General features: G+C 70.9%; 20 protein-coding genes. 13 read left to right on the top strand and 7 right to left on the bottom strand.

Annotated features, from left to right (window positions below; genetic code table 11):
* Window positions 1-890: murein hydrolase activator EnvC family protein (locus ACFSNB_RS14150; RefSeq protein WP_377317673.1), on the bottom strand; the 890-nt coding region annotated here is incomplete at its 3' end.
* A complete protein-coding gene (gpmI, locus tag ACFSNB_RS14155; RefSeq protein WP_377317675.1) occupies window positions 877-2,424 on the bottom strand; it encodes a 2,3-bisphosphoglycerate-independent phosphoglycerate mutase in 1,548 nt (515 codons plus the stop codon). The genes gpmI and ACFSNB_RS14150, both read right to left, overlap by 14 nt.
* A gap of 180 nt (window positions 2,425-2,604) precedes the next feature.
* Between gpmI and ACFSNB_RS14160 the strand changes: the two genes are divergently transcribed.
* Window positions 2,605-3,090 carry a YajQ family cyclic di-GMP-binding protein gene (locus ACFSNB_RS14160; RefSeq protein WP_377317677.1) on the top strand — a complete coding sequence of 162 codons (486 nt, stop codon included), beginning with the start codon at window positions 2,605-2,607 and terminating at the stop codon, window positions 3,088-3,090.
* Between the two features lie 100 nt (window positions 3,091-3,190).
* Here the strand turns inward: ACFSNB_RS14160 and ACFSNB_RS14165 are convergent, their stop codons facing one another.
* Window positions 3,191-3,766, bottom strand: a complete 576-nt coding sequence (locus ACFSNB_RS14165) for a glutathione peroxidase (RefSeq protein WP_377317679.1) — start codon at window positions 3,764-3,766, stop codon at window positions 3,191-3,193.
* Between the two features lie 221 nt (window positions 3,767-3,987).
* Between ACFSNB_RS14165 and ACFSNB_RS14170 the strand changes: the two genes are divergently transcribed.
* The 8 genes from ACFSNB_RS14170 to ACFSNB_RS14205 all read left to right on the top strand — a co-directional run bounded on the left by ACFSNB_RS14170 (window position 3,988) and on the right by ACFSNB_RS14205 (window position 13,748).
* Window positions 3,988-4,767, top strand: a complete 780-nt coding sequence (locus tag ACFSNB_RS14170) for an SDR family oxidoreductase (RefSeq protein WP_377317681.1) — start codon at window positions 3,988-3,990, stop codon at window positions 4,765-4,767.
* 898 nt (window positions 4,768-5,665) lie between these two features.
* Complete coding sequence (uvrC, locus tag ACFSNB_RS14175) at window positions 5,666-7,555, top strand: excinuclease ABC subunit UvrC (protein ID WP_377317683.1); 1,890 nt, start codon at window positions 5,666-5,668, stop codon at window positions 7,553-7,555.
* 133 nt (window positions 7,556-7,688) lie between these two features.
* On the top strand, window positions 7,689-8,249 hold the full coding sequence (pgsA, locus tag ACFSNB_RS14180) for a CDP-diacylglycerol--glycerol-3-phosphate 3-phosphatidyltransferase (RefSeq protein ID WP_377317685.1): 561 nt from the start codon (window positions 7,689-7,691) through the stop codon (window positions 8,247-8,249).
* Window positions 8,250-8,413: 164 nt separating this feature from the next.
* Window positions 8,414-8,947 (top strand): DUF3576 domain-containing protein, encoded by a 534-nt coding sequence (locus ACFSNB_RS14185; RefSeq protein WP_377317687.1) that lies wholly within the window; start codon window positions 8,414-8,416, stop codon window positions 8,945-8,947.
* Between the two features lie 35 nt (window positions 8,948-8,982).
* A complete protein-coding gene (leuS, locus tag ACFSNB_RS14190) occupies window positions 8,983-11,577 on the top strand; it encodes a leucine--tRNA ligase (RefSeq protein WP_377317689.1) in 2,595 nt (864 codons plus the stop codon).
* The gene (lptE, locus tag ACFSNB_RS14195) at window positions 11,564-12,169 is read left to right on the top strand and encodes an LPS assembly lipoprotein LptE (protein ID WP_377317691.1); all 606 of its coding nucleotides are present in this window, start codon (window positions 11,564-11,566) and stop codon (window positions 12,167-12,169) included. Before leuS ends, lptE begins: the two co-directional genes overlap by 14 nt.
* Window positions 12,166-13,188 carry a DNA polymerase III subunit delta gene (holA, locus tag ACFSNB_RS14200; protein ID WP_377317693.1) on the top strand — a complete coding sequence of 341 codons (1,023 nt, stop codon included), beginning with the start codon at window positions 12,166-12,168 and terminating at the stop codon, window positions 13,186-13,188. The genes lptE and holA overlap by 4 nt, the downstream gene beginning before the upstream one ends.
* A gap of 146 nt (window positions 13,189-13,334) precedes the next feature.
* A complete protein-coding gene (locus ACFSNB_RS14205) occupies window positions 13,335-13,748 on the top strand; it encodes a DUF1178 family protein (RefSeq protein ID WP_377317745.1) in 414 nt (137 codons plus the stop codon).
* 2 nt (window positions 13,749-13,750) lie between these two features.
* Here the strand turns inward: ACFSNB_RS14205 and ctrA are convergent, their stop codons facing one another.
* Window positions 13,751-14,467 (bottom strand): response regulator transcription factor CtrA, encoded by a 717-nt coding sequence (gene ctrA / locus ACFSNB_RS14210; protein WP_377317695.1) that lies wholly within the window; start codon window positions 14,465-14,467, stop codon window positions 13,751-13,753.
* A gap of 119 nt (window positions 14,468-14,586) precedes the next feature.
* On the opposite strand from ctrA, the gene fliI reads away from it, so the two are divergent.
* Window positions 14,587-15,939: a flagellar protein export ATPase FliI gene (gene fliI / locus ACFSNB_RS14215; RefSeq protein ID WP_377317697.1), complete on the top strand. Its 1,353-nt coding sequence runs from the start codon at window positions 14,587-14,589 to the stop codon at window positions 15,937-15,939.
* Between the two features lie 3 nt (window positions 15,940-15,942).
* Window positions 15,943-16,386: a flagellar export protein FliJ gene (locus ACFSNB_RS14220; RefSeq protein ID WP_377317699.1), complete on the top strand. Its 444-nt coding sequence runs from the start codon at window positions 15,943-15,945 to the stop codon at window positions 16,384-16,386.
* Between the two features lie 48 nt (window positions 16,387-16,434).
* Here the strand turns inward: ACFSNB_RS14220 and ACFSNB_RS14225 are convergent, their stop codons facing one another.
* The gene (locus tag ACFSNB_RS14225) at window positions 16,435-17,097 is read right to left on the bottom strand and encodes a response regulator (protein WP_377317701.1); all 663 of its coding nucleotides are present in this window, start codon (window positions 17,095-17,097) and stop codon (window positions 16,435-16,437) included.
* A gap of 229 nt (window positions 17,098-17,326) precedes the next feature.
* Here ACFSNB_RS14225 and ACFSNB_RS14230 point away from each other — a divergent pair, with 229 nt between their 5' ends.
* Window positions 17,327-18,397, top strand: coding sequence for a quinone-dependent dihydroorotate dehydrogenase (locus ACFSNB_RS14230; protein ID WP_377317703.1), 1,071 nt, complete (start codon window positions 17,327-17,329; stop codon window positions 18,395-18,397).
* Window positions 18,398-18,523: 126 nt separating this feature from the next.
* Here the strand turns inward: ACFSNB_RS14230 and ACFSNB_RS14235 are convergent, their stop codons facing one another.
* Entirely contained in the window at window positions 18,524-19,693 is a 1,170-nt protein-coding gene (locus ACFSNB_RS14235; RefSeq protein ID WP_377317705.1) for an MFS transporter, read from the bottom strand.
* Between the two features lie 378 nt (window positions 19,694-20,071).
* On the opposite strand from ACFSNB_RS14235, the gene ACFSNB_RS14240 reads away from it, so the two are divergent.
* Window positions 20,072-20,893, top strand: a complete 822-nt coding sequence (locus tag ACFSNB_RS14240) for a complement resistance protein TraT (protein ID WP_377317707.1) — start codon at window positions 20,072-20,074, stop codon at window positions 20,891-20,893.
* Between the two features lie 55 nt (window positions 20,894-20,948).
* On the opposite strand, the gene katG is transcribed toward ACFSNB_RS14240, so the two are convergent.
* The gene (gene katG, locus ACFSNB_RS14245) at window positions 20,949-23,096 is read right to left on the bottom strand and encodes a catalase/peroxidase HPI (RefSeq protein ID WP_377317709.1); all 2,148 of its coding nucleotides are present in this window, start codon (window positions 23,094-23,096) and stop codon (window positions 20,949-20,951) included.
* Window positions 23,097-23,145: the final 49 nt, after the last annotated feature.

Genomic DNA, 23,145 nt, shown 5'->3' on the forward strand with positions numbered 1-23,145 from the left:
GCGGCGGCGGCCTCGCGCTCGGCCTTGGCGGCGGCGATCGCGGCGGCGCGCGCCGCCTTTTCCGCCGCCAGCCGGGCCGCCGCCGCCGCTTCGCGCGCCGCCTTTTCCGCCTCGCGCGCCGCCTTCTCGGCCGCCGCCTTCTCCGCCGCCTCGGTCACCCGGCGCTGGCGTTCCTGTTCAAGCCGGGCCATCAGGTCGCGCAGATCGTCGGCCTGGGCGGCGAGGTCGCGCATCCGCGCCTCGGCGGCGCTGCGCTGGGCCTCGGTGTCGCGCTGGATCTGGCTCTTGCGCTCGACCAGATCCTCCAGCCGGTGGCGTTCCTGTTCGAGCTGGCCGGTGGTGGCGGCGATCCGCGCCTTCTTCTCGCCGATCGCCTCGCGCAGTTTGGTGACGGCGGCGATCTCGCCGCGCAGGTCGGCGGCGGAATGTTCGATCTGCGGCACCGCCGCCCGCAGCAGGATCGCCGAGCGCACCGTGTCGGCCGGGCTCTGCGGCTGGGCGATCAGCGCCTCGGTCGGCCGCCATGCCAGCCGCATCAGCGCGGTCAGCACCCCGACCTGCTGGCGGGCGCGGCGTTGCAGCGCCTCGGCGTCGGCCGCCTCGCGCCGGCCCAGTTCGTCGAGCTGGGCCTCCAACTCGGACAGGCGGTCCTCGCTTTCCTGGGCGGCGCGGGCGGCCTTGACCATCTCGCCCCGCACCCGCGCCGTCTCGGCGGCGAGGTCGGCGGCCCGGCTGCGGATCTCGTCATGCAGCGCGCGCGAGCGGACCAGCTCGCCCTCGACCTCGCGCAGCCGCCGGCCGGGATCGTCCGCCGGCGCGGGCGCGGCCGCCGCCGCCCCGGACAGGAGCAGCAGCGCCGTCAGCGTCCAGAGCGGCTCAGGCCGCCACAAGCAGCGAATGCCCGGTCATCTCGGGCGGCTGGGGCAGACCGAGCAGGGCCAGCAGGGTGGGGGCGACGTCGGCGAGGCGGCCATCGGCCAGCCCGCCGATCCCGCCCGGCGGCGCCACCAGCACCGCCGGCACCGGCCCGGTGGTGTGGGCGGTGTGCGGCTGGCCGGTGACCGGATCGGTCATCATCTCGGCATTGCCATGGTCGGCGGTGACCAGCAGGGTGCCGCCGGCGGCGAGGATCGCCGTCTCCAGCCGGCCGAGGCAGGCATCGACGGTTTCCACCGCCGCCACCGCCGCCGGCAGGATGCCGGTATGGCCGACCATGTCGCCATTGGCGAAATTGATCACGATCAGGTCGAAGCCGCCGCCCTCGATCGCCGCCACCGCGCGATCGGCCACCTCGACCGCCGACATCGCCGGCTGGAGGTCGTAGGTGGCGACCTTGGGGCTGGGGACCAGGATCCGCTCCTCGCCCGGGAACACCTGCTCGCGCCCGCCGTTGAAGAAGAAGGTGACGTGGGCGTATTTCTCGGTCTCGGCCAGCCGCAGCTGGCGCAGCCCGGCCGCCGACACCACCTCGCCCAGGATGCCCGACAGCGATTCCGGCGGGAACAGCGGGGTGAGGAAGGCGTTCAGCTCGGTCGAATATTCGACCATGCCGAGCCGGGCCGACCACGCCACCTGACGGGCGCGGGCAAAGCCGTCGAAGGCCGGATCGACCAGGGTGGCGAGGATCTCGCGGGCGCGGTCGGAGCGGAAATTGCCCATCAGCAGGGCGTCGCCGTCCTGCATCCCCGCATAATCGCCGATCACCGTCGGCAGCACGAATTCGTCGGTCTTGCCGGCGGCGTAGGAGGCCTCGACCGCCGCCAGGGCATCGGGCGCGCTCTGGCCCTCGGCCTCGACCAGCGCCGCCCAGGCCAGCGACACCCGCTCCCAGCGCTTGTCGCGGTCCATCGCGTAATAGCGGCCGGAGACGGTGGCGACCCGCACCGGCAGCCCGGCCACCGCGTCGAGGAAACGGGCGAGATAGCCGGGCGCGCTCGAGGGCGGGGTGTCGCGGCCGTCGAGGAAGGCATGCACCGCCACCGGCACCCCTGCCGCCGCCACGGCGCGGGCCAGCGCGGCGAGATGGTCCTGGTGGGAATGGACCCCGCCCGGGCTCAGCAGGCCGAGCAGGTGGCAGGTGCCGCCGTTGGCCTTGAGCCCGGCGATCATCGCCGCCAGCGCCGGATTGGCGGCGAGCGAGCCGTCGGCCACCGCCGCGTCGATCCGGGGCAGATCCTGCATCACCACCCGGCCGGCGCCCAGATTCATGTGGCCGACCTCGGAATTGCCCATCTGCCCGTCCGGCAGCCCGACCTCCAGCCCCGAGCTGTTGAGCAGGGCATGGGGATAGGCGTCCAGCAGGCGGTGCCAGTGCGGCGCGCGGGCCTGGGCGATGGCGTTGGCGGTGGGATCCTCGCGCCAGCCCCAGCCGTCGAGGATGCAGAGGACGACCGGGCGGGGACGGGACGAAGCAGCGGAAGACATGGACGGAGCCTATGAATCGTGACGGGCAGCGGACGATGCGCACACTATACGTAATCCACCGCCGCCGCCAGATCCAGGGCGGGTCCGCCGCCGCGCCCCGCCCGGCGGACGGCTTGGGCGACGGCGGCGGCTGTGCTACAACCCGGCCGCATTACGTCACCCCTGTGCAGAGGAACCGCGATGCCGTCCTTCGACGTCGTTTCCAAGACCGATCTGGCCGAGATCGACAACGCCCTGGCCGGAGTCACCCGCGAAATCGCCCAGCGGTTCGACTTCAAGGGCGCCCGCTGCTCGGTCGAGCGCGCCGACAAGACCATCACCGTGCTGGCCGATGACGACGCCAAGCTGAAGCAGATGCATGAACTGCTGAAGGTCCATTTCACCCGCCGCAAGGTCGATCCGCTGGTGATGGAATTCAAGACGGTCGAGAAGGCCGCCGGCAATTCGGTCCGCCAGCAGATCGACATCAAGGAAGGGATCGACAAGGATCTGGCCAAGCTGCTGGTCAAGACCATCAAGGACAGCAAGATCAAGGTCCAGGCCGCGATCCAGGGCGAGGAACTGCGCGTCACCGGCAAGAAGCGCGACGAGTTGCAGGAGACCATCGCCCTGCTGCGCAAGCTGGAGGCCGACCGCCCGCTTCAGTTCGTCAATTTCCGCGACTGACACGGCGGCCCCCCGCCCCTCCCGCTGAAAACAGGAGAGGTCTGGAGGCGCCCGCCTCCAGGCGGGGTCCGGGGCGGCAACCCCGGGCGCGCCGTCGGGATCACCCGGCCGGCAGGTCGAGGGCGCGGTCGATCGCCGAGCGCAGCCGGTCGGAGTCCGGCGCGGTGATGCTGGAAAACCAGTCGAGCAGCCGGCCGTCGCGGGTGATCAGCAGCTTGTGGAAGTTCCAGCGCGGCACCCCGAGCGGGCCGGTGCGCTCGGCCGCCCACAGATAGAACGGATGGGCCTTGGGCCCCGACACCGCCTGCTTGGCCAGCAGCGGGAAATCGACCCCGTAATTGACCGCGCAGAACGAGGCGATCTCGGCCTCGGCGCCCGGCTCCTGGCCGCCGAAATCGTTCGACGGCACCCCCAGCACCACCAGCCCGCGCTCGCGGAATTCCCGCCACAGCGCCTCCAGCCCGGCATATTGCGGGGTGAAGCCGCATTTCGAGGCGGTGTTGACCACCAGCACCACCTTGCCCCGCAGGCTGTCGGGATCGATCGCGCCGCCGTTCAGCGCCGGCAGCGGCAGCGCGCCCCAGTCGATCCGGAGCGGGGCGGGATGGTCGGGGGCCGCGCCGGGGCGGCCGACCACGGCGGACAGCAGGCTTTTCAGCGAATCGAACAGCGGCATCGGGGGACTCTCCAGGCCAGCACCTCACGTCTGACAGGTTGGCGCGGCACGGTCGGCTGGCAAGGGGGGCGGACGGCGGCCGATGGCGCGCAAAAGGATAAGAGGGGACGAAGGCGGCGCGCGAGGGTTTCCTCGGCGCGACAGCGGCGGCGATCCGGGCTACACTCCCCGTCCCTGGCCGGAGCGCCGCGCCCGGCCGCGCGCCCCCGCCGGAGAGCCCGATGCCCGCCGATCCCTTTTCCCCGGCCCTGCCCCGCACCGCCCTGGTCACCGGCGCGGCGCGGCGGATCGGCCGCGCCCTCGCCCTCGACCTCGCCCGGGCCGGCTTCGCCGTCGCGGTCCACCATGCCCGCTCGGCCGAGGCGGCCGAGGCGGTGGTGGCCGAGATCAAAGCCGGCGGCGGCCGGGCGGTGGCGCTGGCCGCCGACCTCGCCCGCGAGGACCAGCTCGCCGCGCTGCTCGATCGGGCCGCCGCCCGGCTCGGCCCGGTCGGGGTGCTGGTCAACAACGCCTCGACCTTCGAACGCGACGGCGCGCTCGATGCCAGCCGCGCCTCGTGGGACCTGCACATGGAGGTCAACCTGCGCGCCCCGTTCGTGCTGACCCAGGCGCTGGCCCGCGCCCTGCCCGACGGCGCCGAGGGGGTGGTGGTCAACCTGATCGACCAGCGAGTGTGGAACCTCACCCCGCATTTCGTCACCTATACCCTCAGCAAGGCCGGGCTGTGGACCCTGACCCGCACCCTGGCCCTGGCGCTGGCGCCGCGGATCCGGGTGGTGGCGGTCGGCCCCGGCCCCACCCTGCCGAGCGAACGCCAGAGCGCCGAGGCCTTTGCCGCCCAGACCGCGGCGATGCCGCTCGGCCACGGCACCAGCCCGGACGAAATCTGCGCGGCGGTGCGCTTCCTGCTCGCCAGTCCGGCCCTGACCGGGCAGATGATCGCCCTCGATGGGGGCCAGCATCTCGGCTGGGGGGTCGCCGGCGACGCCTTCGCGGAATGAGGGCGGCGGACTTTTGCACAGGCGGCGGCAAGGGGCGGATTCGCCATGTTTTTGTCGCATTGTCGTGGGAAATGACGCGAAATCCGGCGCGCCGCGCCGTCGCGCCAGGATAAGTCCCTGAAATAAAACGAGATCGCCGCAATGCCCAGATATCGGGCAAACCGGTGAATCCCAGGGAGTCCCTGGCTTGCGCCCGGCCATCCCGGGGTTGCCAACAGACTTGTCCACAGCTTTCGTGGATATGTCGGCCGGCCCCGGCAAAAAGCCCACGCCGATCAACCCTCTATCCCCCACCCCGCCGGCCGCCCGTCCCCCCGCCCCCACCGCCGCCGGTTGTACACAGCCCGCCGCGCCGGCCCGCGCCCGCCGCCGCCGCGCCCGCCGCGGGGACCGCCACGCCGCCCGCGCCGGGTCAAAGGCGGGAAACGCCTGGAAAAATCCGTCGCCACCCCCGCTGCCCAGCAAACGGGCATTTCCCACGCCGGCCAGCGAGTCCGCGCCTGCCCCCAGCCTTTGCCGTCCTTGCCAACAGACTTATCCACCACGATGGTGGATATCCCCGCGCCCGGGCGGTGGCCCCGCTCGGCGCCGCTCCGGGCACGCTCGCCCCGCCGGGCCGGCGCGCCCGCCAGTTGTGCACAGGGCGTGATCAGCACCGCCGCCGCCCTCCCCCCCGGCGAAAGGCGCGAAAAACCTGGAATTCAGCCCCCGCTTCCGTGCTAAGATGTTGAAAAACAACAGCTAGACGATTCTGCTCAGCCTTTGGGCAAAACGCTGAATCGCAGGAAGATCCTTGGTGGCGCCGCACGATCCCCATCTTCTCAACAGCCTTATCCACAGGAATCGTGGATATCCCGCTCCGCAAGAGGAAATCGCCCTCCCCAACCAAAGCGATAACATGGACCCCGATTCCGACGCCTCACGGGCGGAGGGGCCGCTCGCCGCCGGGGTGGCGGCGATCCGCCGCTTCCTCGACACCCTGGGCAGCGGCCCCGGGGTCTACCGCATGCTCGACCGCCGGGGCGCGGTTCTGTATGTCGGCAAGGCCAAGAACCTCAGGAAGCGGGTGGTGGCCTACACCCACCCCGACCGCCAGACCCTGCGCATCCAGCGGATGATCTCGGAAACGGTGGCGATGGAGGTGGTGACCACCCGCAGCGAGGTCGAGGCGCTGCTGCTCGAAAGCACCCTGATCAAGTCGCTCGGGCCGCGCTACAACATCCTGCTGAAGGACGACAAGAGCTTCCCCCACATCCTGATCACCGCCGACCATGACTGGCCGCAGGTGATCAAGCATCGCGGCGCCCGCACCCGCCCCGGCCAGTATTTCGGCCCGTTCGCCTCGGCCGCCGCGGTCAATCACAGCCTCGCCGCGCTGCAACGGGCCTTCCTGCTGCGGTCCTGCACCGACGCGGTGTTCGCCAGCCGCACCCGCCCCTGCCTGCTGTACCAGATCAAGCGATGCAGCGCCCCCTGCGCCGGCCGGATCAGCCCCGAGGCCTATGCGGCGCTGGTCGAGGGCGCCCGCGCCTTCCTGTCCGGCCACAGCCAGCGCATCCGCCACGAGCTCGCGGCGCGGATGGAGGCGGCGAGCGAAGCGCTGGACTTCGAGGAGGCGGCGGTGCTGCGCGACCGGCTGCGGGCGCTGGCGCGGGTCCAGGCCAATCCCGACAGCGCCGCCGAGGGGCTGGAGGAGGCCGACGTGATCGCGCTCCACCAGGAGGGCGGCGCCAGTTCGGTCCAGGTGGTGTTCTACCGGGCCGGCTGCCATTGCGGCAACCGCGCCTATTTCCCCCAGCATGGCCGCGACGAGGAGGCCCCGGCGGTGCTGGCCGCCTTCCTCGGCCAGTTCTACGCCGACCGGCCGCCGCCGCCCGAGATCCTGCTCAACCTCGCCCCGGCTGAACCGGCGATCGTCGCCGAGGCGTTGAGCGAGAAGGCCGGGCGCAAGGTCCGGCTCCAGGTGCCGCAGCGCGGCGACCGTACCCGGCTGGTCGGGCATGCCGCCGACAATGCCCGCGACGCCCTGGCCCGCCGCCTCGCCGAGAGCGGGGCGTGGCAGAAGCTGCTGGCCGGGGTCGGCGACCTGTTCGGCCTCGATGCCCCGCCCCGGCGGATCGAGGTCTACGACAACAGCCACATCCAGGGCAGCGACGCGGTGGGGGCGATGATCGTCGCCGGCCCCGAGGGATTGCTGAAATCGGCCTGGCGCAAATACACCATCCGCTCGGCCGGCCTGACCCCGGGCGACGATTTCGCGATGATGCGCGAGGTGCTGACCCGCCGGCTGTCGCGGGCCCAGCGCGAGGATCCCGACCGCGCGCTCGGCCACTGGCCCGATCTGATCCTGATCGACGGCGGCGCCGGCCAGCTCGCCAGCGTCCAGGCGGTGCTCGACGAGCTCGGCATCGACGACCTCGCCATCGTCGGCATCGCCAAGGGGCCCGACCGCGACGCCGGGCGGGAGCGTTTCTTCCTGCCCGGGCGCGAACCGTTCGGCCTGCCGCCGCGCGATCCGGTGCTGTATTTCCTCCAGCGGCTGCGCGACGAGGCCCACCGCTTCGCGATCGGCACCCACCGCGCCCGCCGCAGCCAGGGGCTGACCCGCTCGACGCTCGACGACGTCCCCGGGATCGGCGCCAAGCGCAAGAAGGCGCTGCTGACCCATTTCGGTTCGCCCCGCGCGGTGGCCGAGGCCGGCCTGGAGGAACTGGCGGCGGTCGAGGGGATCAGCCACGCCCTGGCCCGCTCCCTGCACGCCTTCTTCCATCCCGAGGACGGGGGGTGACCCCGGCCGGGCGGAGGGGGTCGGGAATTTTCCGCCCTGGTGGTCGTGACAGGGGGAAACAACCGGGCTAGTATCCCCGCGCTGTGTGGCAGGCCGGTTCCGGCGGGGCTGCGGGCGAGACGGACATGGACCGATGGTGACCACCCTTCCCAATCTACTGACCCTGTCGCGCATCCTGGTGATCCCGGTGATCGTCGCGCTGTTCTACGTCGATGGCTCGGGCGCCCGCTGGGTCGCCTGCGCGCTGTTCGTCGCCGCCGCGATCACCGACTGGTTCGACGGCTACGTCGCCCGGTCGCGCAATCAGGTGTCGGCCTTCGGCCGCTTCCTCGACCCGATCGCCGACAAGCTGCTGGTGGTGTCGGTGCTGTTCCTGCTGGTGGCGTTCCACCGCGTCGATGATCTGTCGATCCTGTCGGGGCTGGTGATCGTGCTGCGCGAGATCATGGTGTCGGGCCTGCGCGAGTTCCTGGCCGAGGTCCGGGTCGGCCTGCCGGTCAGCCGGCTGGCCAAATGGAAGACCGGGATCCAGATGGTGGCGATCCCGGTGCTGCTGGTCGGCGACGCCCTGCCGGTGCTGCCGACCCAGGCGATCGGCGAGATCGGCCTGTCGGTCGCGGCGGTGCTGACCCTGGTCACCGGCTGGGACTATCTCCAGTCCGGGCTGCGCCATCTCGCCGGCGACCGCCCCTGACCGCCCGGCTTCGGCCCTTTTGACCCTTGCCGCGCGGGCGGGTCTCGGTGCATCCTGCGGGCGCTCCGGGCGCGGCCCCGACCAGACGGGGCCCTGGCCGCGACGATTCCGGTTTGCCCAAATGGCCGCGCGGCCGGTCGCGCGGCGGTGATGTAAGGCCCGACATGATCAGATCCAGACACGCGGTTCGCCTCGCCGTTCCTGCCGCCTTGCTGACCAGCCTGCTGCTGTCGGCCTGCGACAGCGCCCAGGCGGTCTATCCGACCCGGGAAAAGGGCGACAGCGCGCCCCGCATGTCCAACGAGAAACAGGAATCGATCTTCGGTCCCGAGGGCCTGTTCGGCAAGACCAAGGACAACAACGGCGGCGGCGCCGGCATCGGCGTCAACGCCTTCCTGTGGCGGGCCTCGCTCGACACCATCGCCTTCATGCCGATCACCTCGGCCGACGCCTTCGGCGGCACCATCATCACCGACTGGTACCAGCTGCCCGAGACCCCCAACGAGCGCTACAAGGTCAACGTGTTCATCCTCGACCGCACGCTGCGCGCCGACGGGGTCAAGGTGGCGCTGTTCAAGCAGGGGCGCGACGCCTCCGGCGCCTGGGTCGATGTCCGCATCGATCCGCGCATGGCCGCCGACCTTGAAAACGCGATCCTGACCCGGGCCCGCCAGCTCCGCCTGGCCTCCCAGGAATAGTTCCCCCTCGAACCCGAAGAAAGACAGACGACGAAATGTCGCGCCCCGACCGCACGAGTACCGACCGCTACAACGTCAAGGAAACCGAGGCCCACTGGCAAAAGGTGTGGGAGGAGCGCGACTGCTTCGCCGCCCCGCCCCCTTCTGATCGGCCGAAATACTACGTCCTTGAGATGTTCCCCTATCCGTCGGGGCGGATTCACATGGGGCACGTCCGCAATTACACCCTGGGCGACGTGGTGGCCCGGGTCAAGCGGGCGCGCGGCTACGACGTGCTGCATCCGATGGGCTGGGACGCCTTCGGCCTGCCGGCGGAGAACGCGGCGATCCAGCACGGCGTCCACCCCGCCCAATGGACCCGCGACAACATCGCGGCGATGCGCACCCAGCTGAAATCGATGGGCCTGTCCTACGACTGGACCCGCGAGGTCGCCACCTGCGAGCCGGAATACTACCGCCACGAACAGAAGATGTTCCTGGATTTCCTCAAGGCCGGGCTGGTCTACCGCAAGGAATCCTGGGTCAACTGGGATCCGGTCGAGCATACCGTGCTGGCCAACGAGCAGGTGATCGACGGCCGCGGCTGGCGCTCGGGCGCGCTGGTGGAAAAGCGCCTGCTGTCGCAATGGTTCCTCAAGATCACCGCCTTTGCCCAGGACCTGCTCGATTCGCTCGGCACGCTGGAACGCTGGCCCGAGCGGGTGCGGCTGATGCAGGAGAACTGGATCGGCCGCTCCGAGGGCGCCCGGCTGACCTTCCAGGTCGAGGGCCGCACCGACGGGATCGAGATCTTCACCACCCGGCCCGACACCCTGTTCGGCGCCCGCTTCGTCGCCATCGCCGCCAACCATCCGCTGGCGGCCGAGCTGGCGCGCGACAATCCGGCCCTGGCCGCGTTCATCGCCGAGTGCAACCGGATGGGCACCTCGGAAGCGGCGATCGAGACCGCCGAGAAGAAGGGCTTCGACACCGGCCTCAAGGCGCGGCATCCGTTCGAGCCCGGCCGCACCCTGCCGATCCACGTCGCCAATTTCGTGCTGATGGAATACGGCACCGGGGCGATCTTCGGCTGTCCCGCCCATGACCAGCGCGACCTCGACTTCGCCACCAAATACGGCCTCGGCTACGCCCAGGTGGTCGAGCCGGCCACCGAGCGCGAAGCGGCGGCGGCCCAGATCGCCGCCGGCACCGCTTTTACCGGCGACGGCGTGCTGATCAATTCCGGCTTCCTCGACGGCCTGGCGGTCGAAGAGGCCAAGAAAGCGGCGATCGCCCGGATCGAACAGCTCGGCATCGGTGCCGGCACCGTCAGCTACCGCCTGCGCGACTGGGGCGTGTCGCGCCAGCGTTACTGGGGCTGCCCGATTCCGATCGTCCATTGCGACACCTGCGGCGCGGTGCCGGTGCCGGAAGCCGACCTGCCGGTGCGGCTGCCCGAGGATGTCAGCTTCGACAATCCCGGCAACCCGCTCGCCCATCATCCGACCTGGAAGGACGTCGCCTGCCCGTGCTGCGGCCGCCCGGCCCGGCGCGAGACCGACACCTTCGACACCTTCTTCGAATCCTCCTGGTACTTCGCCCGCTACACCTCGCCCGACCGCGCCGACATCGCCTTCGACCGCGCCGCCGCCGAGCACTGGCTGCCGGTCGATCAGTATATCGGCGGCATCGAGCACGCGGTGCTGCACCTGCTCTATTCCCGCTTCTTCACCCGGGCGCTGCGGGCGTGCGGCTATCTCGACATCAAGGAGCCGTTCGCCGGGCTGCTGACCCAGGGGATGATCTGCCACGAGACCTACAAGGCCGCCGACGGCTCCTGGCTGTTCCCGAGCGAGGTGACCAGCGGCGCCGACGGCCAGCCGGTCCGGGTCGGCAGCGGCGAGCCGGTCACCGTCGGCCGCTCCGAGAAGATGAGCAAGTCGAAGAAGAACGTGGTCGATCCGGCCGGCATCATCGACAATTACGGCGCCGACACCGCCCGGCTGTTCATGCTGTCGGACAGCCCGCCCGACCGCGACCTCGACTGGACCGAGGCCGGCATCGACGGGGCGTGGCGCTACGTCAACCGGCTGTGGCGCCTCGCCGCCACCGCCGACCTGCCGGCGCCCGGCACGCCGATGCCCGAGCTGGGCGCGGCGGCGGCCAAGCTGCGCCGGCTGGTGCACAAGACCATCGCCCAGGTCGGCGACGACCTCGACCGCTTCGCCTTCAACAAGGCGGTGGCCCGGGTGCGCGAACTGACCAACGCGCTGGGCGAGCTGGGCAGCCCGGCCCCGGACAGCGATTCCGCCTGGGTGCTGCGCGAGGGGCTGGAGGTCACCGCCCGCCTGATCGGGCCGATGCTGCCGCATCTGGCCGAGGAGATGTGGTCGCTGCTCGGCCATGACAGCCTGATCGCCGAAACCCCTTGGCCCGAGGCCGACCCCGCCTTGCTGGTCGAGGACAGCGTCACCGTCGCGGTCCAGGTCAACGGCAAGCTGCGCGCCACCATCACCCTGCCCAAGAACGCCGAGCCCGCCCTGGCCGAACGCACCGCGCTGGAACAGCCCGGGGTGGTCGCCGCGCTGGCCGGCAAGCCGCCGCGCAAGGTGGTGGTCGTGCCCAATCGGATCGTCAATGTCGTGGCCTAGGCTGCTGCTGCTGGGCGTCGCGCTGGCCGGGCTGGGCCCGGCCGGCTGCGGCTTTCGCGCGATCCACGCCGTCCCCGGCCCGGAGGAACTGTCCGCCGACGGACGGGGCAAGCCGGGAGGCGCGGCCGAACTGGCCCGGATCCGCATCGACCCGATCGCCGACCGCACCGGCCAGCTGGTGCGCAACGCCCTGCTGCAACGGCTGAGCCCGCGCGGCGAGCCGGCCGACCCGCTCTACACCCTGACCGTCCGCCTGACCGAGAATTACAGCGACCTCGGCTACCGGCGCGACAGCTATTCGACCCTCAGCAACCTGACCCTCACCGCCAGCTTCACCCTCAATGCGGAGGGACTGACGCTGCTGTCCGACAGCGCCTCGACCATCGTCAGCTTCGATTCGGTCGGCGCCCGCTATGCCAGCGTGGTGATGGAGCGCGACGCCCGCGACCGGGCGGCGGTGCAGATCGCCGACGACATCCGCAGCCGGATCGCCGCCGCGCTGGAACGCTACCACGACCATCCCGACGATCCGTCCTACCGGCGCAAGCAGGATGGCGTCCTGCCGCTGGCCCCGTCCGCCGCGCGGCCATGAAGATCGCCCCCGCCCGGATCGAGGCGCTGCTGCGCCAGCCTGATCCGGCCTTCCGCGCCGTCCTGGTGTTCGGCCCCGACCAGGGACTGGTGCGGGAGCGGGTCGAGCGGCTGATGCGGGGGGTGGTGCCCGACCTGTCCGACCCGTTCCGGGTGGCGGAACTGACCGGCACCCATCTGCGCGAAAGCCCGGCGGCGCTGGCCGACGAGGCGGCGGCGATCGCGCTCGGCGGTGGCCGGCGGGTGGTGGTGCTGCGCGAGGCCGGCGATGCCCACACCGCCGCCGTCACCGCCTTCCTCGCCTCCGCGCGCGGGGATTCGCTGGTGGTGATCGAAGCCGGCGAACTCGGCCCGCGCTCGTCGCTGCGCAAGCTGTGCGAGGGGGCCGACAATGCCGCCGCCCTGGCCTGCTATGCCGATGACGGCGCCGCGCTCGAAGGGGTGATCCAGGCCGAGTTGAAGGCGGCCGGGCTGGTGGCCGAGCCCGAGGCGATGGCCTGGCTGACCGACCATCTCGGCGGCGACCGCCGGCTGACCCGCTCTGAACTGGCCAAGCTGATCCTCTACATGGGCGGCCCCGGCCGGGTGCGGCTGGAGGACGCCGCCGCCTGCATCGGCGACAGCGCCGCGCGCGGCCTCGACGACCTCACCCTCGCCACCGCCGACGGCAACCACGCGGTGGCGCAGCGGGTGCTCGACAAGCTGCTGCACGAAGGCGCCCAGCCGGTGATGGTGCTGCGCGCGCTGGCCCGCCATTTCCTCCGCCTCCATTTCGCCGCCGGCCTGATCGCCCAGGGCAAGTCGGTCGATCAGGCGATGGCCGCGCTGAAGCCGCCGGTGATCTTCAAGGCGGCCGACCGCTTCCGCCGCCAGCTCGCCCGCTGGCCGGCCGACCGGCTCGGCCGCGCCCTCGATCTGCTGTGCGAGGCCGAACTCGACTGCAAATCGACCGGCCTGCCCGCCGCCGCGATCACCTCGCGCGCGGTGATGATGATCGCCCGCGCCGCCGCCCGGCGCTGACGCGGGCTCCGCCCGCGCCCAAGCGGACAGGCCGTTCCGCTCCCGACCATCGACCGGATCCAAGGGCCCTCGGCCCTTGGCGGGTGTGGGCGGAGCCCACCGCTCGGCGCTCGGCAAGAGCGGGCGGCGGATGTATGATGGCCGGGATGATCCTGTTCACGCTGCGCTGCGCCGAGCAGCACGAATTCGAGGCCTGGTTTCGCGACAACGCCACCTACGAGTCCCAGGCGGCGGCGGGCGACATCGCCTGTCCGGTCTGCGGGGACCACGGGGTGCGCAAGGCGCCGATGGCGCCCCGGGTGGCGCGCGGCCACGCCGAACCGACCCCCGCCGCCCCCGAGGCCGCCGCCCTGCGGCAGGCGCTGCGCGAAATCCGCCGCGCGGTCGAGGCCCACTGTGACTATGTCGGCGGACGCTTCGCCGAGGAGGCGCGGCGGATTCATTACGGCGAGTGCGATGCCCGGCCGATCTATGGCGAGGCGACCCGGGCCGAGGCCCAGGACCTGCGCGAGGAAGGGGTGGCGGTGGTGACGCTGCCCTGGGTCGGCGACGGCAACTGACCTCAGCCGGGCCGCCGCGCCGGTGCCGCCGCCGCCCGGGCCGGATCGGGATCGCGCAGCACATAGCCCCGGCCCCACACCGTCTCGATGCAGGGGCTGCCACCGGTGGCGGCGGTCAGCTTCTTGCGCAGCTTGCAGATGAACACGTCGATGATCTTGAGTTCGGGCTCGTCGATGCCGCCATAGAGATGGTTGAGGAACTGCTCCTTGGTCAGGGTCTGGCCCTTGCGCAGGCTGAGCAGTTCGAGGATGCCGTATTCCTTGGCGGTGAGGTGCAGCGGCTCGCCCCGGACCTGGACGGTGCGGGCGTCGAGATTGACCTCGAGCGGGCCGGTGACGATCACCGACTGGGCGTGGCCGTTGGAACGCCGCACGATCGCCTGGATCCGCGCCACCAGTTCGCCGCGGTCGAACGGCTTGGTCAGATAATCGTCGGCGCCGGAGCCGAGCCCCTTGATCTTCTTGTCGGGCTCGGTCAGGCCGGACAGAATCAGCACCGGGGTTTCGATCCGCGCCGCCCGCAGCCGGCGCAGCACCTCGTAGCCGTCCATGTCGGGCAGCACCAGATCGAGCAGGATGATGTCGTATTCATACAATTTGCCGATTTCCAGGCCATCCTCGCCCAGCGAGGTGACATCGACCACCATCCCCTCGGACCGCAGCATCGCGTCCAGGGTACGGGCAATCAGCGGGTCGTCTTCGACAATCAGCACACGCATTCTCGTGACCCTCGGGACCATGGGTCGATTCTGACCCACGCACTATTTTAACCTGAATACGCTATCCTCGCCAGCCGAAGGCGAGGGCAAGTCAAATCATCCGATAAGGGAGAAGCCGCGTGCGTTTCCTGGTGCGCAACCTGATCAACGACATCGACCGGGTGCCGGCGATTCAGGTCTATGGCCGGGTATCCGGGGTCCAGGGCCTGCTGCTCGAGGCCGGGGGCATCCAGCGCAGCCTGTCGATCGGCGACCGCTGCTCGGTGGTGGCGCGCGACGGACGGCGGGTGGTGTGCGAGGTGATCGGCTTTCGCGGCGGCCGCGCCCTGCTGATGCCGTTCTCCGCCGTCGATGGCATCGGGCTCGGCTGCCGCACCGAGGTGCAGGAGGCCGACCCGGTGGTCTATCCCGATCCCGGCTGGCTCGGCCGGGTGATCAACGGCTTCGGCGAGCCGGTCGACGGGCTGGGACCGCTGCCGAGCGGCGATGCCGGCCGGCCGATCCGGGCGGCGCCGCCCCCCGCCCACGCCCGCTCGCGCGTCGCCGGCAAGATCGACCTGGGGGTACGCTCGGTCAACGCCTTCCTGACCTGCTGCCGAGGGCAGCGGATGGGGATCTTCGCCGGCTCGGGCGTCGGCAAATCCTCGCTGCTGTCGATGATGGCCCGCAACACCTCGGCCGACGTCTCGGTGATCGGGCTGATCGGCGAGCGCGGCCGCGAGGCGCGCGAATTCATCGAGGACGATCTCGGCGAGGAGGGGCTGAAGCGATCGGTGGTGGTGGTCTCGACCTCGGACGAAAGCCCGCTGATGCGCCGCCAGGCCGCCTACGTCACCCTGGCGGCGGCAGAATTCTTCCGCGACCAGGGGCTCGACGTGCTGTGCATGATGGATTCGGTCACCCGCTTCGCGATGGCCCAGCGCGAGATCTCGCTGTCGGCGGGCGAGCCGCCGGCCTCGAAGGGCTACACCCCGACGGTGTTCGCCGAACTGCCCCGCCTGCTCGAACGCGCCGGCCCGGGCGTCGGCAAGGGCTCGATCACCGGCCTGTTCACCGTGCTGGTCGATGCCGACGACCATAACGAGCCGATCGCCGACGCGGTGCGCGGCATCCTCGACGGCCACATCGTGCTCGACCGCGCCATCGCCGACCGGGGCCGCTACCCCGCCGTCAACATCCTGCGCAGCGTGTCGCGCACCATGCCGAGCTGCAACAACGACGAGGAAAACGCGCTGGTCCGCCGCGCCCGCTCGCTGCTCGCCACCTACGAGGACATGGCCGAGCTGATCCGGCTCGGCGCCTACCGCCGTGGCACCGACCCGGCGGTGGACGAGGCGATTCATTACTACCCGGCGATCGAACGCTTCCTCGGCCAGTTGAAGAGCGAGGCGACCGACCTCGCCGGCTGCTACGCCCAGTTGGCGGAGGTGCTGGGGATGCCGTTTTCCGGCGACGGGATGGGGCGGCGCTAGGTCATGGCCGGGGCCAAGGGTCTGGCCACCCTGATCCGGCTGGCCAAGTGGAACGTCGATGAGAAGCGGCGGGCGCTGACCGCGCTCCAGGCGCGCGAGGAACAGATCCTGGCCGAGATCCACGCCGCCGAGGTCCAGCTGGCCGAGGAACAGCGCCTCGCCGCCAGCGACGCCACCGGGATCGGCGCCTTCTACGGCGCCTACGCCCAGGCCTGGCTCGACCGTCGCGCCCAGCGGTTCGGCCAACTGGCGGCGGTGCGCGAGGAGATCCTGCGCGCCCGCGACGAACTGGCCGAGGCCTTCACCGAACTGAAGACCTACGAGATCACCGACCGGGAGCGGCGCAAGCGGGCGCAGCAGGAGCGCGACCGCAAGGAACAGGCCTTCCTCGACGAGGTCGGGCTGACCATGCATCGCCGCCGCCCGACCGAGGACACGGAGGGCTGAGCGGGATCCGTCACCGACGCGTTTCTCGCATCGGCTTCCGGGATCGGATCAGGTATTGAGATCGGGGGCATTCAGCCCCAGATGCGACGCCGCCACCACCGCCCGCGTCCGGTTATTGACGTTGAGGGCCTTGAGGATGGCGGTAACATGCAGCTTGACCGTGCCTTCGGCCAATTCGAGCACCCGGGCGATTTCCTTGTTCGACTTGCCCTGCCCGAGCAAGGTCAGCACCTCGCGCTGGCGCGGGGTCAAGGCGGCCAGGGCGGATTCGCCCGCGACCGGCAGCCCGGCGCCGTCATTGCCCGACGGCCCCTGGTCGAGCAGGGCCGGCGGCAGGTAGACACCCCCCGACAGGACCAGCTTGAGGGCCGACAGCATCACCCGGCTCGACGAAGTCTTGGGGATGAAGCCGGCGGCGCCCATGTTGACCGCCTGCAGGACATGGCGCCGGTCGTCGGAAGCCGACAACACGATCACCGGCACCTCGCTCGGCAGCACCTCGCGCAGCTTGGTCAAACCATCGGACCAGCTCATCCCCGGCATGGCGAGGTCGAGCAGAACGATCCCGATGTCGGGATCCTGTTCGGCCGCGGCGATCGCCTGGGGGAAATCACTGGCTTCGATGATTTCCGGTGGGCCTTCGAATTGGCTGAGAACATGCCGCAACCCGTCGCGAAACAGTTCGTGGTCATCGGCGATAAGGATTTTCATTTTACATTTCCGTCCGTCATTCGGTCGTCGACAGGCCCGTCCTCCCGCTCCCATCGTCGCAAACCTCTGCGTCGCGCGCCACAAAAAACACGCGCAGCATAGGGCCTTCGCATTAGGCGCGGGGCAGTCCCCCCCTGCGCTTCGTCCGTCCGGCCGGCTGGCCTTTGGCCGCGCCATCGGCTATGGTCCGTCCCCTCTCCCCCCCCGCCTTCCGCCGCCCGAGGATCCGATGCCCGATCTTTACCGCTTGGCCGGCCCGCTGCTGCGCCGCCTCGACCCGGAAACCGCCCATGGCCTGACGCTGCGCCTGCTCGCCGCCGGCCTGGTGCCGGCCCAGCCCGCGTTCAATCCGCCCGAACTGGCGATGCGGCTGTGGGGCCGCGACTTTCCCAATCCGATCGGGCTCGCCGCCGGCTTCGACAAGAACGCCGAGGTGGCCGACGCGATGCTGGCCCAGGGCTTCGGCTTCGTCGAGATCGGCGCGGTCACCCCGCGTCCCCAGCCCGGCAATCCCCGTCCCCGCCTGTTCCGCCTGACCGAGGACGGGGCGGTGATCAACCGGATGGGCTTCAACAATCTCGGCCTCGATGCCGTCGCCGCCCGTCTCGCCGCCCGCCGCCGCCGCGTTCCCGGTCTGGTCGGCGCCAATCTCGGCAAGAACAAGGACACCGCCGACGCCGCCGCCGATTACGAACTGGGCGCCGCCCGGCTCGGGCCGCTGGTGGATTATCTGGTGATCAATGTCTCGTCTCCCAATACCCCCGGCCTGCGTGCCTTGCAGGGCAGGGATCAGCTGGAGGATCTGGTGCGGCGCACCCGTGACGCGCTGACCCGGGCGATGCCCCGGAACGCGCCGCCGCTGCTGCTGAAGATCGCCCCCGACCTCGGCTGGGAGGATCTGGCCGACATCGCCGAGGTGGCGCTGGCCGGCGGGCTCGACGGCCTGATCGTCTCCAACACCACCATCACCCGCCCGGCCAGCCTGCGCTCGGCGCATGCCAGCGAAAGCGGCGGGCTGTCGGGGGCGCCGCTGTTCGCCGCCTCGACCGCGATGCTGCGCCGGGTGGCCGAACTGACCCAGGGCCGGCTGCCGCTGATCGGCGCCGGCGGGGTCGCCTCCGGCTCCGAGGCCTACGCCAAGATCCGCGCCGGCGCCTCGCTGATCCAGCTCTATTCCGCCCTGGTGTTCGGCGGGCCGGCCCTGGTGACCAAAATCAAACGCGACCTGCTCGACCTGCTGCGCCGCGACGGCTTCGCCACCCTGGCCGAGGCGGTCGGCGCCGACCTGCGCGCCCCCTAGCGGGGCTGCCGCCCCGCCCCCCGCTCGGGGAGGCAAGCTCCCCGGACCCCCTCTTTTTTTCATCAATGAAAACAAAGGGGGTCCGGGGCATCGCCCCGGCGGGTCGCGGGCGGCGCCCGCGTAGCATCACCGGCGGCGCAGGCAGAGGGCGGCCAGGGCGGCGACCGCGCCACCGGCGGCGAGGGTGAGGAATCCGCCGCCCCAGCCGGCGCCGGCATCGAGGGCGAGGCCGAACGCCACCGGCGACAGGGTTCCGGCGCCGAAGCCGAGGATCGAGCGCAGCGCCAGGGCGGTGCCGAGATGGCGGGGCGGCACCGCCTCGCTCATCGCCGCCGACAGCACCCCGGAATCGCCGACGATGAAGAAGCTGGCGGCGAAGGCCACCGCCACCGCCGCCCAGGGGCCCCAGGCCGCGCTCCAGCCCAGGCTGGCCGAGCCGAGCGCGCCGAGTGTCGCCACCGCCACCAGCACCGGACGGCGGCCCCAGCGGTCGGAGGCCCGGCCGACGGTCAGGGTGGCGAGGGTGCCGGCGAGGTGGACCGCACCGGCCACCACCAGTCCCGACAGCAGCGGCGCCAGCCCGAGCGGGGCCAGCGCCCCGGCCAGGAAGGCCGGCATCCAGGCCCAGGCGCCCAGCAATTCCCAGCAATGGGCGGCATAGCCCAGGGTCAGCAGCAGCGACAGCGGGGTGAACAGCGCGGCGGCCAGACCGCCCCGCTCGCCCGCCGCCGGGCGCGGCCGCGCCGCCGCCGGATGACGGCGCAGCGCCAGGGTGCCGGCCACCGCGCCGAGCAGCGGTCCGACCGCGCAGCAGGCGAAGCCCCAGCGATAATCGAGCAGCGCCGCCCCGCCCAGCGCGGTCAGCACCGACAGCAGATAGCCGAACGATCCCGCCGCCAGCAGGCTGCCGAAGGCGCCGCCGCGCCGGGCCGGCGGCACCATCTCGGCCACCAGCATCAGCGCCGGGGTATAAGCGGCGCCCTGGGCCGCCGCCATCAGCGCCACCAGCCCCATCGCGCTGGCGGGCGAGCGGGCGAAGGCGGCGAACAGGACGGCGGCCCCCGCCGCCAGCCAGATCGCGCCGAGATAGACCCGCCGCGCCCCGACCCGGTCGGCCAGCGCCGACACCAGCAGCAGGGCCACCGCGTTGGCGGCGTTGTAGCTGGCCTGGACCCCGCCGGCGGTGGCCCCGTCCATGCCCCAGGCGGTGATCAGGACCGGCAGCGCCCCGGCATAGGCCATCGCCGCGAGGCAGGTGCCGGTGCGGCTCAGACACAGCAGGCGAAACGGACTCACGCCCTACCCTCCCGGCAGCTCACAACCTCAGGGGGCAATGATGCCACAAAATTGCCAAATAGCGCCACGATCCTTGGTATGAATCGCTTAAAAAGCGCCAAAGGCGATCGCCGGACACTCACAGGAAGAGGCGGCGCCGAACCTTGTTTTTCAACCGGGGCTGTCGGACCGGTTGCCCGTTCGTTTTACCCGGCGCCCCCTGGCACCGAAACGTTTCGGATGGCATATATTTGCGACCAGCGGGCCAGGGATGACCACCGGGCCTTCCCGTCCGGACGGGAAGGGTCCCACAGCGGGAGAAGGACACGGCGTCGTGTTTCGAACGTTGGGATCGTTCCGATCGCGCTCCAGGCTCATTCCTCAGAGGGGAAGTCAGTCATGAACATTCGCAAGATCCGGACCCTGTGCGCTGTCGCCGTGATCGGCGCGAGCCTGTCCGGCTGCGCCGCGCTCGATGCCAGCATCAATCACTCCAATCTCGACGTGCAGACTCACTTCAGCGAGAGCGTGTTCCTCGACCCGGTGCCGCCGAGCGCGCGGACGATCTACGTTTCCGCCCGCAACACCTCGGACCATCCCGAGATCGACCTGCGCATGCCGCTGATGCAGGCGATGGCGGCCCGGGGCTATCAGGTGGTGGATGATCCCAAGCAGGCCCATTACATGCTGCGGGTCAACGTGCTCCAGGCCGGGCAGATCGAGCCCAAGAGCGCCAACGAGCTGCTGATGGGCAAGTATGGCGAGCCGCTGCTGGCCGGGGCCGGCGCGGCGGCGCTGACCAGCGCGCTGGGCGGCGGCACCGGCGCCACCGCCGGGGTCGGGCTGGGCGTCGCCGCCGGCGCCTACCTCGCCAACCAGTTCATCAAGGACGTCACCTATTCGGTGGTGGTCGACATCCAGCTGTCGGAACGGCCACTGTCGGGCGCCAAGGTCCGGCAATCGACCAGCACCGTCAACGCCCAGGGCAATGGCAGCCGCTCTTCCGCCAAGAGCTCGCAGGCCCCGACCGGCGCCGGCTACAGCGGCGCCGCCGGCCTCAACGCCCGGGTCAAGTCGCAGGACATCGACGAAGAGGTCGATTTCAAGCAGTACCAGCTCCGCGCCCTGTCCTACGCCAATCAGGTCAACCTGAAGTTCGAGGAAGCGGCGCCGACCCTGGTGTCCCGCCTGACCTCGGCGCTCAGCAACCTGTTCGAGTAACCACGTCCGAACCCGATCCGCCAGGGAAACGCCCCTGGCGGATCGCACCGGCCGGTCAGGCGCGGTCGAAGCGGTCGGCGTTCATCACCTTGACCCAGGCGGCGATGAAATCGCGGGCGAACTTCTCGCGATTGTCGTCCTGGGCATAGAGTTCGGCATAGGCGCGCAGCACCGCATTCGAGCCGAACACCAGATCGACCCGGGTCGCGGTCCAGCGCACCGCCCCGGTCTTGCGGTCGCGCAATTGATACAGATTGGCCCCGGTCGGCTCCCAGGCATAGGCCATGTCGGTCAGGGTGACGAAGAAGTCGGGGCTGAGCACGCCGGGGCGGTCGGTGAACACGCCATGGGCGCTGCCGCCGTAATTGGCCCCCAACACCCGCAGCCCGCCCAGCAGCACCGTCATTTCCGGCGCGGTCAGCCCGAGCAGGTGGGTGCGGTCGAGCAGCAATTCCTCGGGATGGGCGCCAAGCTCCCCGCTCAGCCAGTTGCGGTAGCCGTCATGGCGCGGCTCGAGCACCGCCAATCCGGCGACGTCGGTTGCGGCCGCGCCGGCATCGCCGCGCCCGGGCAGGAAGGGAACGGTCAGATCGAACCCGGCCGCCCGCGCCGCCTGCTCGATCGCCACCCCGCCGGCCAGCACGATCACGTCGGCGAGGCTGGCGCCGGCGGCGGCGGCGATCGGCTCCAGCACCGCCAGCACCCGGGCCAGCCGCGCCGGCTCGTTGCCTTGCCAATCCTTCTGCGGGGCGAGGCGGAGACGGGCGCCGTTGGCGCCGCCGCGCTTGTCGGTGGTGCGGAAGGTGCGGGCGCTGTCCCAGGCGGTCGCCACCAGTTCAGCCACGCCCAGGCCGCTGGCGGCGATGCGGGCCTTCAGCGCGGCGACGTCGTAATCGGTGCGGCCGGCCGGCACCGGATCCTGCCAGGGCAGATCCTCGGCCGGGACGTCGGGACCGAGATAGCGACTTTTCGGACCAAGGTCGCGATGGGTCAGCTTGAACCAGGCGCGGGCGAACACCCGGGCGAAATAGGCCGGATCACGATGGAACCGCTCGGAAATCGGCCGATAGAGCGGATCGCGGATCATCGCCATGTCGGCGTCGGTCATGATCGGGGTGGTGCGGCGGGTGGGATCCTCGACATCGGCCGGGCGATCCTCGTCGCGCACGCCGATCGGCTCCCATTGCCACGCCCCGGCCGGGCTCTTCTTCAGTTCCCACTCATACGTGAACAGCATGTGGAAATAGCCGCCGTCCCACTGGGTCGGACGGGGAGTCCAGGCGCCCTCGATGCCGCTGGTGACGGTGTCGCGGCCGATGCCGCGCCCGCCATGATTGATCCAGCCGAGGCCCTGATCCTCGATCGGCGCCCCTTCCGGCGCCGGACCGAGCCGGGCCGGATCGCCGTTGCCGTGACATTTGCCGACGGTGTGGCCACCGGCGGTGAGGGCGACCGTCTCCTCGTCGTCCATCCCCATCCGGGCGAAGGTGACGCGGATGTCCTGGGCGGTGCGCAGCGGATCGGGCTGGCCGCCGACGCCTTCGGGATTGACGTAGATCAGCCCCATCTGCACCGCCGCCAGCGGGGTTTCCAGCGTGTCGCGGCCGGCGCCGTGATAACGCTCGGCCCCCAGCCAGTCCTTTTCCACCCCCCAATCGACATCCTTTTCCGGATGCCAGATGTCCTCGCGGCCGAAGGCGAAACCGTAGGTCGCAAGCCCCATCGATTCGTAGGCGATGGTGCCGGCCAGCACGATCAGGTCGGCCCAGCTCAGCCGGTTGCCGTATTTCTTCTTGATCGGCCACAGCAGCCGGCGGGCCTTGTCGAGATTGGCGTTGTCGGGCCAGGAATTGAGCGGGGCAAAGCGCTGGTTGCCGGTGCCGGCCCCACCCCGGCCGTCGGCGCTGCGGTAGGATCCGGCCGCGTGCCACGCCATGCGGATCATCAGCCCGCCGTAATGGCCCCAATCCGCCGGCCACCAATCCTGGCTGTCGGTCATCAGGGCGCGCAGGTCGCGCTTCAGCGCGGCGACGTCGAGGTCGCGGACCGCGTCGCGATAGCGGAAATCCGGCCCCATCGGGTCGGTCTTGGCGTCATGCTGATGCAGGATGTCGAGATTGAGCGCCTTTGGCCACCAATCCAGGTTCGAGCGCCCGGCCTGGGTGATCGAACCGTGTACGATCGGGCATTGTCCTCCAGCCATGGTCCTGTCTCCCTTGTGTCCGTCGATGTCGTCCTCCGCGCGTTTCCGC

The organism is Phaeospirillum tilakii (assembly GCF_042683125.1).
Taxonomy (GTDB): domain Bacteria; phylum Pseudomonadota; class Alphaproteobacteria; order Rhodospirillales; family Magnetospirillaceae; genus Phaeospirillum; species Phaeospirillum tilakii.